Source organism: Shewanella sp. FDAARGOS_354, assembly GCF_002209245.2.
GTDB lineage: Bacteria > Pseudomonadota > Gammaproteobacteria > Enterobacterales > Shewanellaceae > Shewanella > Shewanella xiamenensis.
Genome location: NZ_CP022089.2, coordinates 255251 through 272156, shown reverse-complemented (window position 1 = coordinate 272156; position 16906 = coordinate 255251). Strand labels below are relative to the sequence as shown.

General features: G+C 47.7%; 13 protein-coding genes. All 13 read left to right on the top strand.

The genetic code is table 11. The annotated features are described in order from the left end of the window. The first annotated feature begins 88 nt into the window (after nucleotides 1-88). Nucleotides 89-1072, top strand: a complete 984-nt coding sequence (locus tag CEQ32_RS01380; RefSeq protein WP_037420190.1) for a DUF58 domain-containing protein — start codon at nucleotides 89-91, stop codon at nucleotides 1070-1072. Nucleotides 1073-1132: 60 nt separating this feature from the next. Beyond that, nucleotides 1133-1726, top strand: a complete 594-nt coding sequence (locus tag CEQ32_RS01375; protein WP_088585361.1) for a DUF4381 domain-containing protein — start codon at nucleotides 1133-1135, stop codon at nucleotides 1724-1726. Beyond that, a complete protein-coding gene (locus CEQ32_RS01370; protein WP_088585360.1) occupies nucleotides 1720-2736 on the top strand; it encodes a vWA domain-containing protein in 1017 nt (338 codons plus the stop codon). The genes CEQ32_RS01375 and CEQ32_RS01370 overlap by 7 nt, the downstream gene beginning before the upstream one ends. Then, nucleotides 2736-4802, top strand: coding sequence for a VWA domain-containing protein (locus CEQ32_RS01365; RefSeq protein ID WP_088585359.1), 2067 nt, complete (start codon nucleotides 2736-2738; stop codon nucleotides 4800-4802). Before CEQ32_RS01370 ends, CEQ32_RS01365 begins: the two co-directional genes overlap by 1 nt. Then, entirely contained in the window at nucleotides 4796-6457 is a 1662-nt protein-coding gene (locus CEQ32_RS01360; protein ID WP_088585358.1) for a BatD family protein, read from the top strand. Before CEQ32_RS01365 ends, CEQ32_RS01360 begins: the two co-directional genes overlap by 7 nt. An 82-nt stretch (nucleotides 6458-6539) precedes the next feature. After that, nucleotides 6540-7103, top strand: coding sequence for a sigma-70 family RNA polymerase sigma factor (locus tag CEQ32_RS01355; protein WP_088586930.1), 564 nt, complete (start codon nucleotides 6540-6542; stop codon nucleotides 7101-7103). Further along, nucleotides 7096-7800 (top strand): DUF3379 domain-containing protein, encoded by a 705-nt coding sequence (locus tag CEQ32_RS01350; protein ID WP_037420207.1) that lies wholly within the window; start codon nucleotides 7096-7098, stop codon nucleotides 7798-7800. Before CEQ32_RS01355 ends, CEQ32_RS01350 begins: the two co-directional genes overlap by 8 nt. A 158-nt stretch (nucleotides 7801-7958) precedes the next feature. Beyond that, on the top strand, nucleotides 7959-9410 hold the full coding sequence (gene putP / locus CEQ32_RS01345; RefSeq protein ID WP_069455253.1) for a sodium/proline symporter PutP: 1452 nt from the start codon (nucleotides 7959-7961) through the stop codon (nucleotides 9408-9410). Nucleotides 9411-9749: 339 nt separating this feature from the next. Next, nucleotides 9750-11045 carry an OmpP1/FadL family transporter gene (locus CEQ32_RS01340; protein WP_069455254.1) on the top strand — a complete coding sequence of 432 codons (1296 nt, stop codon included), beginning with the start codon at nucleotides 9750-9752 and terminating at the stop codon, nucleotides 11043-11045. 100 nt (nucleotides 11046-11145) lie between these two features. Then, nucleotides 11146-11532, top strand: coding sequence for a VOC family protein (locus tag CEQ32_RS01335; RefSeq protein ID WP_037428235.1), 387 nt, complete (start codon nucleotides 11146-11148; stop codon nucleotides 11530-11532). A 158-nt stretch (nucleotides 11533-11690) separates the two neighbouring features. Further along, complete coding sequence (locus tag CEQ32_RS01330) at nucleotides 11691-12407, top strand: SIMPL domain-containing protein (protein ID WP_069455255.1); 717 nt, start codon at nucleotides 11691-11693, stop codon at nucleotides 12405-12407. 186 nt (nucleotides 12408-12593) lie between these two features. Then, the gene (locus CEQ32_RS01325; protein ID WP_069455256.1) at nucleotides 12594-13607 is read left to right on the top strand and encodes an efflux RND transporter periplasmic adaptor subunit; all 1014 of its coding nucleotides are present in this window, start codon (nucleotides 12594-12596) and stop codon (nucleotides 13605-13607) included. 35 nt (nucleotides 13608-13642) lie between these two features. Next, the gene (locus CEQ32_RS01320) at nucleotides 13643-16885 is read left to right on the top strand and encodes an efflux RND transporter permease subunit (RefSeq protein ID WP_069455257.1); all 3243 of its coding nucleotides are present in this window, start codon (nucleotides 13643-13645) and stop codon (nucleotides 16883-16885) included. Nucleotides 16886-16906 lie beyond the last annotated feature (21 nt).

Here is a 16906-nt window from a genome sequence, read left to right as displayed (position 1 = left end):
CGCCATAAAACAGTCCCATAGCTATGTGTTCAGGTGGCGAACAAACTAACGTTAAGTTAAATAAATGGCTTTAAATGAGTGACGTTGAATGAATAACAGTGCGCTAAACGCATCCCTACATAATGATGTTGCACAACATGGCTTACCTCTTAATGGTTTGCCCTTGTTTGCCGACGGGTTGCATTTAACCGAGAAGGAACTGCTCGCCTGCCAGACCATCGCTCGGGCTATCCCAGAGCGTCACAGCCGGGCACGCGCCAATCTGGCTGGTCATCGCAGCAGTCTAATCAAAGGCCGCGGGATGGAATTTGCCGAAGTGCGCCATTACCAGCAAGGTGACGATGTCCGCACCATAGATTGGCGCGTCACCGCCCGCACTGGGCAAACCCACACCAAACTCTTTATCGAAGAGCGCGAGCGCCCTATTCTGCTGCTGCTCGATTTAAGCCAGAGTCTGTATTTTGGCTCGAGTTTGCTGTTACAGTCGGTTCAAGCGGGGCATCTGGCTACCACGCTTGGCTGGAACGCAATTAACCACGGCGACCGACTCGGCGCCTTAATCGCCTGCGAATCGGAGCACCTTGAATTAAAACCCCGCAGTCGCCGCCAAGGGATATTGCAGCTCATCTCAGGCCTGCGCCGAGTGCACGAGCAGCAACTCAATCAGCTCGGCAGTCATCCGCGCGATCCTGACCATATCCTGCGCGCCTGCCAGCGGTTGCAACGCATCGCTAAACCGGGCTCATTAATTTGGATCATCACCGATGGCAGCCATTTTACGCCGCAATGTATCGCGCCGCTGACAGAACTCAAACGCCACTGTGATATTGGCGCGTATTTGATAACAGACCCTTTGAGGCAAGGTAACCTGAATTTGCCTAAACAGTTCAGTTTACCCGTCCGAGATGGGGAGCAAGACTTAGTGTTGACTCGCCATAGCTATCAGGCGTGGCTTGCGCTGCAACACCAGCAACAGAATGACTTTATTACCATGATGCAAAAGCTTAGGGTACACACCCAATTTATCGATGCAGGCTTACCGCTTGCAGAGCAATTAGCATTACTGCAGTAACCACATGGCAGAGAAGCAATTCAGTTGACAATGAACAGAAAGAATAAGTGAGTCCAAAGCGTGAACCCACAAACTTTACCGCCAGCCTCGGATAAGGCTGTAACGCCAAATCCCATGTTGGCGGATTTGCAGGATATTATTCTCCCCGATCCCATTGGTGCTTGGCCATGGGCCGTAGGCTATTGGTTAGTACTTGCTATCCTGCTGGTGCTAATCATCAGCGCGATCCTTTGGCTTAAAAAACGCGCCGCTTACTTAGCGCCGAAAAAAGCCGCCCAAGGTTTGTTTGCAGCACTTGACCCCAATTCAAGCCAGTACGCCTCGGAAGTCAATCAGCTATTAAAACGAACTGCACTGAGTTACTTACCAAGAGAAGAAATAGCGAAACTCGATGGCCCCGCTTGGGCAACTTGGTTAGATAGCCATTTGCCCGCAAAACAGCGTGGCCGCATTGGACCCTTATTGGAAAAGCGCCATCAGGCTAAACCACTAAGCGCCGACGAGGCCCGTGAGTTACAGGCCCTCGCCCGCAGCTGGTTTGCCTCAAAAGCCAAATTAAGCGCACCGATAATGCACGCGGCTACAAACCCAAACCCGGCTACGTCAGCAGCATTAACACTGGCTCCAGCAAAGCCTGCGGAGGAGCAATGTTAACTTTAGCCTGGCCTTTTGCATTGATTTTACTGCCTTTACCTTTTATTTTTTGGCGTCGCCAATCAGTACATGCCGAAGGTGCGCGCCTGCAACTGCCCGGTATTAGTCAAACGGGCAAGGCCAATATCACTAGCCACAACCGCCAAAGCCGTAAACGCTATTGGTTAATGTGGAGCTTGTTAGTGCTTGCTATCGCCCGTCCACAATGGCTTGGCGATCCAATTGAGCTCCCTAGCCAAGGTCGCGATCTCATGCTGGCGGTGGATTTATCCGGCAGTATGCAGATTGAAGATATGGTGATCGACGGCAAAGTGGTCGACCGTTTTACCCTCATCCAACACGTGGTCAGTGAGTTTATTGAACGCCGCAAAGGCGACCGCATCGGTTTGATTTTATTTGCCGATCATGCCTATTTACAAGCACCGCTCACCCAAGATAGACGTTCCGTGGCCCAGTTTTTAAAGGAGGCACAGATTGGCCTTGTAGGTAAACAAACGGCGATCGGCGAATCGATTGCACTGGCGGTAAAACGCTTCGATAAAATGGATGAGAGTAACAGGGTTTTAGTTCTATTGACCGATGGTTCAAATAACGCCGGTAATATCGATCCTGAGCAAGCGGCCCAAATTGCCGCCAATCGTAAAGTGACGATTTATACCGTTGGCGTGGGCGCCGATGTCATGGAAAGACGCACCCTCTTTGGTCGTGAGCGCGTCAATCCGTCAATGGATTTGGATGAAAACCAACTGCAGCAGATTGCCGATGTCACCCACGGCCGCTATTTCCGCGCCCGCAATAGTCAGGAGTTAGAGCAGATTTATCAAGAAATCGATAAACTTGAACCCGTTAGCCGCGATCAACTCAGTTATCGCCCTCAAGCGGAGCTATTTTACTGGCCGCTCGCATTAGCACTTCTCACCAGTCTCTGGATTGCACTAGCGCAGTTACCGTTTTTTACTCGCGCTAAAACCCTTGTTTTATCAGCCACACCGCGGGGGAATGTCCGTTAATGAGCCTGCATTTTATTCGTCCTGAATGGTTACTCGCCCTATTGCCGTTAGGGATTATTTTATGGACGCTTTGGCGCCAGCATGCAACTAACAGTGCGTGGAATCGTTATATTGCGCCACATTTGGCAAAAATATTAGTCACAGAAGGAACGCAAAAGTCCCGCAGGCCGCTGTATATCTTGGCCTTTTCTTGGTTTATCGCCGTGTTAGCGTTAGCGGGACCCGCCCTCAATAAACAATCTTTACCCGTCTTCGCCGCGGAGCAAGGCCGAGTGCTGGTGATGGATATGTCCGTCTCCATGTTTGCCACCGATTTGGCACCTAACCGTTTAACCCAAGCCAAGTTTAGGGCGACGGATTTATTACGCGGCCTAAAAGAAGGTGAAACCGGGCTCATCGCCTTCGCCGGCGATGCCTTTACCATAAGCCCCTTAACCCGCGATACGGGCACACTACTCAATTTATTACCCACCTTAAGCCCTGAGATAATGCCCGTGCTAGGGTCAAACTTAGCCGCCGCATTAACCCAAGCCAAAAACCTGCTGGCACAGGGTGGACATCTTCGTGGCGATATTATTGTGATGACGGATGGCATCACGCCTAAACAATTCGATGAGGCCAACTCAGCCTTATCAGGCAGCCAATATCGCCTCGCGATTATGGGATTTGGTAGCCCCCAAGGCGCACCAATTCGCTTACCCGATGGTCAACTACAACGAGATAGCAGTAATGAGGTTGTCGTCGCGAAAACCGACTTTGGCTTGCTGCAAAAATTAGCCGATAACCATAATGGCACTATGATCCCCAATCGCGCCGATGGTGAGGATCTTGTCCAACTTCAACATTGGTTAAGCGATACTGGTGATGCCAAAGCCACGGATCTCGATGGTGAAACCTGGCAGGATCTCGGCCCTTACCTCGCCTTATTCTTACTCATTCCTGCCCTGCTGAGCTTTAAGCAAGGTATGCTCGCCAACTGGCTGTTGATGGGATTAGCTGGTTTATTATTCGGCGCATTGCCGCAAAACGTCCACGCCAGCGCCTGGGATTCGCTCTGGCACACCCAAGAGCAGCAAGCGATGCGGGCCTATCAAGCCGAAGATTATGCCAATGCAGCCCAAAAATTTGAAACGCCCCAATGGCAAGGCGCTGCGCAATATAAGGCAGGCAATTTCGAACAAGCGCTAAAAACCTTTGAGCAAGATAATTCAGCCAATGGGCTTTACAATCAAGGCAACGCGCTGATGCAAATGGGCAAACCCGATAAAGCTAAAGAACGGTACCAAGCAGCGCTCGACAAGCAACCCGATTTCCCACAGGCCAAGGCCAACCTTGAGTTAGCGGAAAAACTGCTGGATCAGCAACAATCCCAGCAAAATGCTGACAACCAAGATCAGCAGTCTCAGGGCGACCAAAACCAACAGGGACAGAACCAAAACGATCAGCAGCAAGGACAAAACCAGCAGCAAGATCAGCAATCCTCGCAAAACGACCAAGCTCAAGAGCAGTCTCAAGAGCAACAGTCCCAACAGCAAAATAATGCCGACCAAGCGGACGAAAAACCGTCGCAGGATCAAGACACCTCATCCGAGCAGCAGGATAATGCTGAGCCAGGCGCGCAGGATAAACAGCAAGATGCTGATAAAGCACAACGAGATCAGCAAGAAGCTAAAAATCAACAACAGCAGGCACAGCAAGAAGCCAATCAGCAAAATAGCGCCGATAACAATGCTGAAGATAATGCAGAAGAGCAAGCCAGCAACGAAGCCCAAATGCAGGCAAAGGTTGCGGATGATAAGTCCAACACTGAGCAAGAACAGCAACAAGCCCTAGCGCAAAAAGCGGATAAAGATAAACAGTCGCAGGCAGATAAAGACACTGAAACCGCCATCAGTGAAACACTAGAAGCCCCGCCCAGTAACAGTGAACCTTTGCCCGTGGAGATGCAGCGAGCACTGCGAGGCGTGAGTGAAGATCCGCAGGTGTTGCTGCGAAACAAGATGCAACTCGAATATCAAAAACGCCGTCAAAATGGCCAAATATCAAGGGATAACGAACAGTGGTAATCAGACAATTTTTTATCCTCCTCATTCTTTGCATCGCGGTTATCAATCCCGCCTTTGCCCTGAGCAAACTCGAGGCGTCGGTCGATCGCAATCCAGTAATGGAGGGAGAGTACTTTGTGCTCAATGTCAGTGCCGACGATGAGGTCGACACAGGTAAACTCGACACCTCCATCCTGCTAAAGGATTTTATTGTGGGTCGCACCAGCGTGAGCCGCAGCACTCAGATCATGAACTTTGACGCGGTTAAAGAAACCCGCTGGCAAGTGCTGCTAGCGCCAAAGCAAAAGGGTCAACTGACCATTCCATCCTTTAGTATTGATGGCGTCAGCTCCGCCGAAATTCCCCTCAAAGTAGTCGAAGCCGGTGCGCAACCTGAGCAGGCTAAGAATCTGTTTATCGATGCTAAGGTATCGAGTGATGAGGCCTACGTCGGCCAGCTTATCACCTATAAAGTGAAGCTCTACCTTGCGGTCGAACTGCAACGCGGTGTGCTTAATGCTCCCGTTATCGAAGGCGCGCAGATTAAGCAAATTGGCGAAGATAAAGACGGCTCGGAGATCATCGATGGCCGTCGTTACCGCGTCATTGAGCGCACCTATGGCATCATTCCCGATTTGCCCGGCCAAGTGAACATTAAAGGCGCCACCTTTTCTGGTGATGTATTAGTAGAATCACAACGCCGCGGTGGCATGTTTGGCTTTAATGAAAGCCGTCCTATGCAAGCAGGTGCGCCGTCCTTAAGCATTCAAGTAAATCCGGCCCCAGCAAGCTTCCTTGGGCAATGGCTTGTAGCCGACTTGGTAGTATTAAAAGAGAGTTTTCCTGAGGATGTAAAAGAGTTTACTGTTGGTAGTCCCATTACCCGCACAATCACCTTGTTGGCATCCAATGCCGATGAAAATAGTCTACCGGATATTGTGCAAGGGCTGCCGCCAGAGCTCAAATCCTATCCCGAAAAACCCCAGCGCCAGAGCTTTGTGCGTGACGCGCAGATAGTGTCCCAATACAGTATTACCTCAGCGATTGTGCCCAGTAAAGCAGGCACTTTTACCTTACCGGAAGTGAAAGTACCTTGGTGGAATCCACATCTTAAACGCCAAGAAATCGCGACCCTGCCCGCTCGCACTATTGAAGTAAAAGGTGGCGCCGTGGTCGATACGCCCATCGAACCCAACTGGCAGGCAAACACCAGCACCCGCAATGAAGGTAGTTGGAGCGCCAATCTGTTTGCCCTGCTATGGCTAGTAACATTGATTGCATGGGGCGTGACCTTGGTTGCTTGGCGCCGTGCACTTAAGCGCCAAAGACCTGTTAACACTCAGGTTCAACCTCAACCACTCGTCCTTGGCAATGGTCTTAAAGGCTTGGAGCAGGCCTGCGCTAGAGGTCATGTCAGCGATATTTTGCAGCAATTACAACAATACTTTAGTGAGCAGGCCGCTCGCCCTATGACGCTCGATAAAATTGCCGCACAATCGAATGAATTAGCAGAGGCTATTCGCCAATTACAAGCATTGGCCTACGACGGAAAAGCCAATAGCGGTACACAACTGGCTGACGCGGTAAAAGCATTGTTAAGCGCGGTAAAAAGCGGCAATCTAAAAACCATGGTGCAGCCATCTACGCCATTACGGCCGCTAAATCCAAACGGCTAATCCTAAACAGCGCGACGGCTTACTCGAATAAATAAGGTGTAATATTTTGAATCGTAAAATAAAAAGAAAAAAAATCAAAAAAATGTTTACTAACTGGCGAAAGAAATCCGTTGAGCCTGCGGTCTCTTCTGACATGCTGAGTAAACAACGACGATATAACAGCCTAGTCAAGGCGCTGCACGCCGATATTTTCCGTTATGCCTTTTGGTTGTGCGGTGATAAGTCGGTTGCTGAAGATATAACCCAAGAAACCTTCTTGCGTGCGTGGCGCTCTTTAGATTCCCTTCAGGATGATAAAGCGGCGAAGGCTTGGCTGATCACGATTTTAAGACGTGAAAATGCCCGTCGATTCGAGCGCAAACAATTTGATTACGCCGATGTCGAGCAAGACAGCTTAGAAGATCACATAGCCTCCAGCACTGAAGAGCAAACCGAGCAGTACTGGTTGAGAAGGCAAATCGCTAAGTTGGATATCGAATATCGAGAGCCATTACTACTGCAATTGATTGGTGGTTTTAGTGGGGATGAAATCGCCGAACTGTTGGAACTGAATCGTAACACAGTAATGACGCGCTTATTTCGGGCGAGGAACCAATTGAAAGAATTACTTGAGAAAACAGAGGTAAGAGGTCAATCCAATGGATGAGCTTAAATTTAGACGTCAAGCTTATGAAGATCCTCATAATCAAGACCCAGAGTTTCTTGAGCAAATGCGTGCCAAACCTGAGCATCAGGCCCTTGTTTCTGAGCTTAAACGCTTCGATGCAAAACTCAACCAAGCCTTAAAAGTGGAAGTACCGGAAGACTTAGCCGATAAACTCATCCTACGCCAACAACTACAACAACACCACAAACAGCGACGTCAAACGGGCTTTTTAGTGGCGATGGCTGCCTCCATCGCCTTTATCGTGGGCATCAGTTTTAGCCTGCTACGTTTAGGTCCAGTGGATTTAGCTGAGCATGCATTAGCCCATGTCTACCATGAAGGAGTGGCGTTGCAGGTTGATCAGAATGTCAATTTCAGCCAAGTGAATGCGCAGCTTGCCTCGATGAAAAACCTTCAAAATGCAAAATTTATCGAACAACCAGGCAAAGTTTACTACACCTCTTACTGTGATTTTCAAGGTGTTAAGAGTCTGCATTTAGTTTTACAAGCAGAAAAAGGCAAAGTCACACTGTTTATTGTGCCGATTGAAAAACGTATGGTACTGGATAACACCTTTGCCGATGGCAAATATAAAGGAATGGGATTTGAAACCCGCGATGCTTATATTTTGCTTGTGGGTGAGGATCAAGCAGACCTTAGCTTTGTAAAAGACGAAATCAACAACACCTTTATCTAACCAACTAATATATAAACCTTTCTTAAATCCACCTCCGGTATTTTTTCACGATCGGAGGTTGGATTTTGATCACATCTCCATCTACTAATGGGCTCTTGCTCAAACATCTGGTAGCATGCTTGCCACTTTTAATAATAACAAGATGGGATAAAAACAATATGACGATTGAAACCCCAATTTTAATCACATTTGTTGGCTATTTAGTATTGATGATGGGCATCGGATTTTGGGCTTACCGTGCTACCGATACTGTGGATGATTATATTTTAGGTGGCCGCAAAATGGGCCCCGCCGTAACCGCACTCAGCGTTGGCGCCTCCGATATGTCAGGTTGGTTACTGTTAGGCTTACCCGGCGCGGTATATTTAGGTGGTTTAGGTGAAGCGTGGATTGGTATTGGCTTAGTGATAGGTGCTTGGCTGAACTGGTTATTTGTAGCAAAACGCTTACGCATTTATACCCAATTAGCGGATAACGCTCTCACCCTACCCGACTTTTTCGAGAAACGGTTTCACGATAAACAGGGGTATCTCAAGCTGGTTTCAGCGGTCACTATTCTGGTGTTTTTTACCTTTTACGCATCCTCTGGCATGGTGGGCGGCGCCATTCTATTTGAAAAGGTCTTTGGTTTAGATTACAACGTCGCCTTGGTAATAGGCTCAGCCATTATCGTTGGCTATACCTTTATTGGCGGTTTTTTTGCCGTGAGTTGGACCGACTTCTTTCAGGGCTGTTTGATGTTAATTGCCCTGCTGATCATCCCATTTGCGGTATTTTCTCATCCCGAGAGTCATGCAGGCATTGAATCTATCGATCCTGCCATGCTGGCATTAATCAGCGATAAAACTACCGTGATTGGTTTGTTATCACTCTTGGCTTGGGGACTAGGTTATTTTGGTCAGCCACATATTTTATCGCGCTTTATGGCGATCGGTAGTGCCGATGCGCTGCCTGTGTCACGCCGTATTGCCATGAGCTGGATGATTTTATCCCTGCTCGGTGCCCTAGCGACAGGCTTGGCGGGATCATTGTATTTTGCCAATGAACCACTCGCAAATGCCGAAACTGTCTTCATTCACTTAGCTCAGGCGGCATTTAATCCTTGGATAGGAGGTTTACTGATTGCTGCCATTTTATCGGCCATTATGAGTACCATTGATTCTCAATTATTGGTGTGCTCGAGTGTGATTACCGAAGACTTTTACCGCAAATGGTTACGCCCTAAAGCAGATGACCGTGAACTTATGATGGTTGGTCGCATGGGCGTACTTGCAATTGCAGTGATTGCTGGTGTTATCGCCTTGAATCCTGAAAGTAGTGTATTAAACCTGGTGAGTTATGCGTGGGCCGGATTTGGTGCGGCCTTCGGCCCAGTTGTGCTTTTGTCGCTGTTTTGGAAGCACTATAGCCGTAATGGCGCTATCGCAACGATTATCGTCGGTGCGTTAACCGTGGTATTTTGGAAGCAACTTTCTGGCGGTATTTTTGACTTATATGAAATTTTGCCCGGATTTATGTTTGCCATTATCGCCGGTGTAATTGTGAGTAAACTCACTCGACCAAGCGATGAAATCACCGCCGAATTTGAGCAATTTAAGTCAGCGTTATAACCGCCGAATATCGCTTCTTCTTGTAAAAAGCGTACAAGTGTACGCTTTTTACAATTTGTATAATTTTATTAACCTTCGCATCATTACAAAGTATTAACCTCAATTAAAACCACCTCACCAATTAAAAGTCATAGATACCAAGCATCTGGCCAGACCATTCGTTCAAGCTAAAGTACAACCTAGTTTTAATTAACTGAAATCTAACAAATTTCAAATCTGGTCGGACTTGTTGAGATTACACACAATCCCTAACATGCCGAAGACTATAAAAGGATTTGCGCGTTGTTCTGGTAACTAGGACCGAACAAAATCCAATATCAAAATAATGAGAGAATAATAATGAAATCATTCAACAAGACGTTGCTTGCTGTTGCTGTTGCATTGGCGAGCTCACAGACTTTCGCTTCGGGTTTCCAATTAAACAGTCAATCGGCCACTGGTATGGGTCGTGCTTTTGCAGGTGATGCTGTTATTGCTGACAACGCTTCAGTGTTATCGCGTAACCCCGCAGCGATGGCATTATTTGATAAAGATGCGATCTCTTTCGGCTTAACCTATGCCGATATTACTGTTGACGTTAAAGACGTTAACTTTGCCGGTGGCGCCTATGACTTAGGCAGCATCGACGATGCAGGTAGCTCTAAAGTTATCCCAAACATTTTCTACATCCACCCCATCGACGATAAGTTAGCCGTAGGTTTTGCGGCATTCTCTAACTTCGGCACAGGTACCGATGCCAGCTCACTTTCGAAGAATTTACCAGCAGGCTCACCAGCACCTTATGACCTTCTTGGTGAAACAGAAGTAACAACAGTCAACTTTAACGCCAGCGTGTCATATCGTATTAACGATATGTTCAGCATCGGTGCGGGTGTAGATGCCGTCTATGGTGAAGGTCGTTTAACCCGTAATATGGGCACCACGCCGCTGGTTGACGTAGACGCAGACGGCTGGGCATTTGGTGGTATTGTGGGTGCCACAGTTGAGTTAGATAAAGATAACCGTTTCGGTATCAGCTACCGTTTCAGCCCAACAGTCAATGTTGAAGGGGATATCAACACCATCACCTCAACAACAATACCTGGTGTGGGTACGGTTCCTGTTACGACCAGTTTTGATAGTTTAGATGTACCGCTAGCAGATATTTTCCAAGTTGCGGGCTTCCATCAGATTACACCTAAGTTTGCACTGCACTATACCGCGCAATACAGTAAGTGGGGCAACTTTGATCAAATTACAGCTAAAGACGGTACAGCAACAATTGCAGCTGTAGGAGCCACTAAAAGCGTAGGTGATATCGCCCTTAAAGAATACCAATGGAAAGATTCATGGTTATTCAGCTTAGGTGGTACTTACACCATCAACGAACAATTCACCGTTCGTGCGGGTTATATGCATGACCAAGGCGTTGTAGACGAGATTAGTTCGATTTCATTCCCAGACTCTGACCGTAACTGGTACACAGCAGGTATGAGCTACCACATCAATCCACAAAACACCCTTGACTTTGGTATTGCCTTTATTAAGGGTGAAGAAGTTCACCTGATTGAAAACAGCGCAATCACAGGCCCTGTGAACGCGGTAACTGAATCAAGCGGTATGTACTACTCAGTACAGTACAGCTACCAGTTCTAAGCTGTTTCGAACACAAAAAAGCCGCATTTTTGCGGCTTTTTTGTATCTTGCGTATTTATTGTCTAAAGTTAATCCATATTCCTCTCACTCTATAACCCTTATGGCAAAAGTCATTGGACTTGGTGGTATTTTCTTCAAAAGTACCGATCCCGTTGCCTTAGCAACCTGGTATAAAACTCACCTTGAGATCCCTATTGAAAACTGGGGAGGCGCGGCGTTCTATCATAGTGATAAATCCATCCCGAGTTACCATGTATGGACACCGTTTGACGATAACACAACCTATTTTGCCCCCACTAATAAAAGCTTTATGGTGAACTTTATCGTGGACGATCTTGAGCAAGCCCTACTTCAAGTCACGCAGGGTGGCGGCGAGCAAATCGGCGATATTGAAGACTCTGAATTCGGCCGTTTCGGCTGGTTTATTGACCCCGATGGTAATAAAGTCGAATTGTGGCAACCTAGTGCAATCCCACCCATGAGCTAATAGGTTAACTTACAAGCCACTTTTACAACAGCATGACGCTAATCCTGAATAACACCTGAGCATTTAGTATAAAGTTGAATGTGTTAGGCATTTGCCTATGCACAAAGCTAGCTAATTGAAGTAAGGTATCTGAAGGAATTCTATCAAGAGAGTCTGTTATGCAACGCAATTATCTACTTCCCGCCATCGTGCTCGGTGGTTTTTTATGTGCAGGCATGGTTTATGTTGGACAAAGCGCCAGCTCAGCATTATTAGAGATGAAAGCCTTAGAGCGCACAGTCACGGTTAAAGGCTTGGCCGAAAAAGAAGTCAAAGCCAATATCGCTATCTGGCCGATTAACTTCACCGAAGTCGACAACAACCTCCCTAAGCTTTATGAAACTGTTCAGCAAAAAACCGACAGAGTTATCGCCTTCCTTAAAGAAAGTGGATTTAGCGACAGTGAGATTACAGTGTCATTGCCATCCATCGAAGACCGTCAGGCCCAAGGCTATGTCGACCCCAATGTCAGGTATCGTTACTCGGCTAAGATTAATCTCTCTGTCTATACCTCACAAATTGATCTCATGCTAAGCACCCGTAAGCAAATGATAAACTTAGTTAAAGAAGGCATTGCTATCGCCAGCCAAGACTATGAAAACCGCACTGAGTTTTTATTTACGGCGCTCAATGATGTCAAACCGACCATGGTGCAAGAAGCAACGCAAAATGCGCGGGAAGTGGCCGAAAAGTTTGCTAAGGACTCACAATCGCGTCTGGGTAAGATTAAGAGTGCCAGCCAAGGCCAGTTCACGATTTCCGACCGTGACAGCAGCACGCCTTATATAAAACAAATTCGCATTGTTTCTACGCTGACCTATTATTTAAACGACTGATATTTAAGCCGCTCTGATTGCGGCTTAAAAATGATGACGATGGCGATTGATGTAAGGGAAAACGCATTCGCCTTTCCCCTATATTAGTGAAATCGATTACATTATATTTTTCTAATAAATATTGATTGCCTATTGAAACCAACTCCATTAGAATTTACTCATGAATTACTTTTGGGATGATTTGTTATGGCAGCAATATCACGAACTCTGTTCACATTATTAGCATTTTCTACCTTCACGACGCAGGCATCTTCTTTAGAAACTCTCGAAGTGATGAGCAAACCCTACGCGAATTGGGTGACTTTAGATGCCAATATTGAGGCGGTAAAAGCTGCCACGGTATCAGCGCAAACCTCAGGGCGTATCGTCAAACTCAACTACGATGTCAATGATGTGGTACCAGAAGGCGCAGCCTTACTCGAGATCACCAGTAAAGAGCAAGGCGCTGAACTCGCAAGCTATGAAGCCGATCTCGCCAAAGCCACCGCACTAAATGTGGAGGCGCAGGCACAATATAAACGCTACAAAGAGCTCTTTCCCCAAGGCGCGATTTCAAAAGGCGCTATGGATGAAGCAACCGCCAATGCTAAAGCTGCCGAACAAGCCGTGAGTGCGGCTAAGGCGCGGGTTATCAAGGCGACTGAGTCTCTCAAATATACTGTGGTATCGGCCCCATTTAGCGGGATTGTTACCGAGCGTTTAGTCGAATTAGGTGAAACCGTGATTGTCGGTCAGCCGCTACTCTCTGGATTTTCACCAAGCCAAATGCGCGCTATCACCCAAGTGCCACAACGCTATATTCAACAGCTAAAAAGCGCCCCAGAATTTTTAGTACGCTTAAATGATGGTCGTGAAATCCTCTCTAAGGACCTCACCATCTTTAGCTTTGCCGATCCCGTGAGCCATAGCTATCAAGTGCGGATTAACCTGCCAAAGGATGAACCTAACCTGCAACCCGGAACTTGGGCCAAGGCGCTGTTTAAAAATGGCGAGCGAGAAAAAATCCAGCTACCGATTTCAGCGCTAATCACTATGAATGAACTCAGTAGCGTTTACCTGAAAAAAGGCGAGCAATTTGTACTCACTCAGGTACGAGTATCAGAACCTGTCAATGGTGAAGTGGAAATTCTCGCAGGACTTAAATCCGGAGATATTGTCGCCGTGGATGCTTACCAAGTGTTGCTTGAACAAAAGCAATAAATTCCCTAGCGATATCAATTTGATGAGGTTGTTGAATGAAACACGCTAATGAATCTCCGATGACACTTGGTATTTCGGGTCGGATTGCGGCCGCCTTCCAAAACAGTGCCATCACACCGCTGCTGGCACTTTTAGGCTTATTGCTCGGCTTATTTGCTATTTTAGTGACCCCAAAGGAAGAAGAACCGCAGATTGACGTTACCTTTGCCGACGTCTTTATCCCCTTTCCTGGCGCCACTCCGGCCGAAGTTGAAAACTTAGTCACCCTGCCCGCCGAGCAAGTGATATCTGAAATCAAAGGGATAGACACGCTCTATTCTTTCTCCCAACCCGATGGCGCCATGATCATTGTGATCTTTAAAGTCGGCGTAACCCGCAATGATGCCATAGTGAGTCTCTACAACCAGATTTATTCCAATATGGATAAACTGCCGCAGGGCGCGGGTGTTGGCGAGCCATTGATTAAACCACGCGGTATCGATGATGTGCCTATTGTCAGCCTAACACTCTGGTCCAAGGACAAACAGGTCTCGGCCGAACAATTGACCCATGTTGCGCAAGGGTTAGAAACCGAAATCAAGCGTATCTCTGGCACGCGGGAGATATACACCGTCGGCCAACATGAGATAGTGGCCAATGTACGCATCGATCCCGCCAAAATGAATAGCTTTAATCTCACCTACGACAAGTTGAGACAAAGCCTAAATGACAATAATCACATCTCGATGCCTGCGTCTTTAGTACAAGGTAATCAAGAGATTAAGGTTCAGGCTGGGCAATTTTTACAAACAATAGACGATGTAAAACAGCTCGTTGTGAGTATTTCGCAGGATAAAAACGGCAAGCCTACCCCGGTTTATTTGGCCGATATCGCCGACATCAGTTTAAAGAGTGATATTCCCACTCAAAGCGTTTGGCACAGTGACAAGACAGATATTTACCCTGCGGTGACGATTGCCATAGGTAAGCAACCGGGGCAAAACGCTGTCGATATCGCCGATGCAACGATTGATCGCATTGCTAAGGTCAAGAATGTATTGATCCCCAGCAATGTCGAAGTGACTGTTTCGCGCAACTATGGTGAGACGGCGGCAGATAAATCTAACACCCTTATTCTTAAGCTGATTTTTGCCACCAGCGCCGTTGTCGTATTGGTATTTTTAACCATGGGCGCACGCGAGTCCTTAGTGGTCGGTGTCGCCATTATTATCACCTTGGCGATCACTCTATTCGCCTCATGGGCGTGGGGATTTACCCTCAACCGAGTGTCACTCTTCGCGCTGATTTTCTCCATCGGGATCTTGGTCGACGATGCCATTGTGGTAGTGGAAAACATTCACAGGCATATGGCGCTGGGTAAAAAATCCTTTAGTGAACTCATCCCCGTTGCGGTGGATGAAGTCGGCGGCCCGACGATTCTCGCCACCTTTACGGTTATCGCCGCTCTGCTGCCCATGGCATTTGTGTCAGGATTAATGGGCCCATACATGAGCCCGATTCCCATCAACGCCAGTATGGGCATGCTGATCTCCCTTGTGGTTGCCTTTGTGGTCACGCCCTGGCTAAGCCGTAAGCTGCTCAAACACCATAGTGGCCCAGCGACCGAAACTGTCCACAGCGACGATGCCGTGATAAATGAAAGTAAAATGGTGCGCCTGTTTACCCGTCTAATTGGCCCCTTCCTATTAGGTAAAGGCGCCCGTAAAGCACGGATTGGACTCGCTGCGGGTGTATTTGTCTTGATCGGTATCGCCGTGGCCTTGCCCATAGGTCAGCTCGTGGTGTTAAAGATGCTGCCCTTCGATAATAAGTCAGAGTTCCAAGTGATGGTGGACATGCCAGAAGGCACACCAGTGGAACAAACCCAGCGCGTACTTCAGGATTTAAGTCGTTACCTTGCCACTGTGCCTGAGGTGGAACATTTGCAGCTGTATGCTGGCACCAATGCGCCAATGAACTTTAACGGCTTAGTGCGTCACTATTTCCTGCGTAATAGCCAAGAACTAGGCGATATTCAGGTCAATTTAGTCGATAAAAAGCATCGCAAACGCGATAGCCATAGCATTGCACTCTCAGTGAGAGAGGAACTACAGCAAATAGGTGCGCCATATCAAGCCAATATAAAAGTGGTTGAAGTGCCACCAGGCCCACCAGTCTGGTCGCCGATTGTAGCCGAAGTCTATGGCCCAAGCCCTGCTATTCGTGAACAAGCAGCTTATGATCTGCAGTCACTGTTCCGTGAGACTCAAGATGTGGTCGATATTGATATCTTCCTGCCCGCAGCACAGCAAAAATGGCAGGTGATGATCGACCGCTCGAAAGCTAGCCTGATGGCAGTACCCTATAGCAATATCGTTGATTTAATTGCGACCTCAGTGGGCGGTAAGGATGTAAGCTACTTGCATATTGCTCAGCAAAAACACCCCGTGCCTATCCGCCTGCAACTGCAAGAAGGGGCGAAAATCGATTTAGAGCAAGTGCTAAACATGAAGTTACAAAGCCAAACTGGGCAATCCGTGCCCGTGTCTGAGCTGGTGACCATCAAGCGCGGTAAAATCGATGCCCCTATTATCCATAAGAATATGATCCCTATGGTGATGGTGGTTGCCGATATGGCAGGCCCGCTCGACAGTCCGCTCTATGGCATGTTCGACATGGCGGGCAAAATCGACGGCGACGGTGGCTTAGGTTTCGATCAGCATTATATCCACCAACCAACAGGCTTAGACTCAGTGGCCGTACTTTGGGACGGGGAATGGAAGATCACCTATGAAACTTTTAGAGATATGGGTATCGCCTATGCCGTGGGCATGATTGCAATTTACTTATTGGTCGTCGCCCAATTTAGATCCTATCTCGTGCCGCTTATCATTATGGCGCCCATCCCACTGACGGTGATTGGAGTGATGCCGGGTCATGCCCTGCTTGGTGCGCAATTTACCGCCACCTCGATGATTGGCATGATTGCCTTGGCGGGGATTATTGTCCGTAACTCGATATTATTAGTGGATTTTATCAATCAGGAAACCGCCTCAGGTGTGCCCTTTGAGCGCGCAGTGATCCACTCGGGTGCGGTGCGAGCCAAACCGATTATGCTGACCGCTTTGGCGGCCATGATTGGCGCCCTGTTTATTTTAGATGATCCGATTTTCAATGGACTTGCGATCAGTCTGATTTTCGGGATTTTTATCTCGACCTTACTGACCCTAATCGTGATCCCTGTGCTTTACTACGCGGCGATGAAAAATCGCATAAACTTAACTCAAACAGCTGATTAACCCACAATAGGCAGCCATCGC

What these genes read in the sequence shown, in the direction of transcription:
- CEQ32_RS01380 (WP_037420190.1), top strand. Translation starts at nt 89, where the DNA reads ATGAATAACAGTGCGCTAAACGCATCCCTACATAATGATGTTGCACAA.
- CEQ32_RS01370 (WP_088585360.1), top strand. Translation starts at nt 1,720, where the DNA reads ATGTTAACTTTAGCCTGGCCTTTTGCATTGATTTTACTGCCTTTACCT.
- CEQ32_RS01365 (WP_088585359.1), top strand. Translation starts at nt 2,736, where the DNA reads ATGAGCCTGCATTTTATTCGTCCTGAATGGTTACTCGCCCTATTGCCG.
- CEQ32_RS01355 (WP_088586930.1), top strand. Translation starts at nt 6,540, where the DNA reads ATGTTTACTAACTGGCGAAAGAAATCCGTTGAGCCTGCGGTCTCTTCT.
- CEQ32_RS01350 (WP_037420207.1), top strand. Translation starts at nt 7,096, where the DNA reads ATGGATGAGCTTAAATTTAGACGTCAAGCTTATGAAGATCCTCATAAT.
- putP (WP_069455253.1), top strand. Translation starts at nt 7,959, where the DNA reads ATGACGATTGAAACCCCAATTTTAATCACATTTGTTGGCTATTTAGTA.
- CEQ32_RS01340 (WP_069455254.1), top strand. Translation starts at nt 9,750, where the DNA reads ATGAAATCATTCAACAAGACGTTGCTTGCTGTTGCTGTTGCATTGGCG.
- CEQ32_RS01335 (WP_037428235.1), top strand. Translation starts at nt 11,146, where the DNA reads ATGGCAAAAGTCATTGGACTTGGTGGTATTTTCTTCAAAAGTACCGAT.
- CEQ32_RS01330 (WP_069455255.1), top strand. Translation starts at nt 11,691, where the DNA reads ATGCAACGCAATTATCTACTTCCCGCCATCGTGCTCGGTGGTTTTTTA.
- CEQ32_RS01325 (WP_069455256.1), top strand. Translation starts at nt 12,594, where the DNA reads ATGGCAGCAATATCACGAACTCTGTTCACATTATTAGCATTTTCTACC.
- CEQ32_RS01320 (WP_069455257.1), top strand. Translation starts at nt 13,643, where the DNA reads ATGAAACACGCTAATGAATCTCCGATGACACTTGGTATTTCGGGTCGG.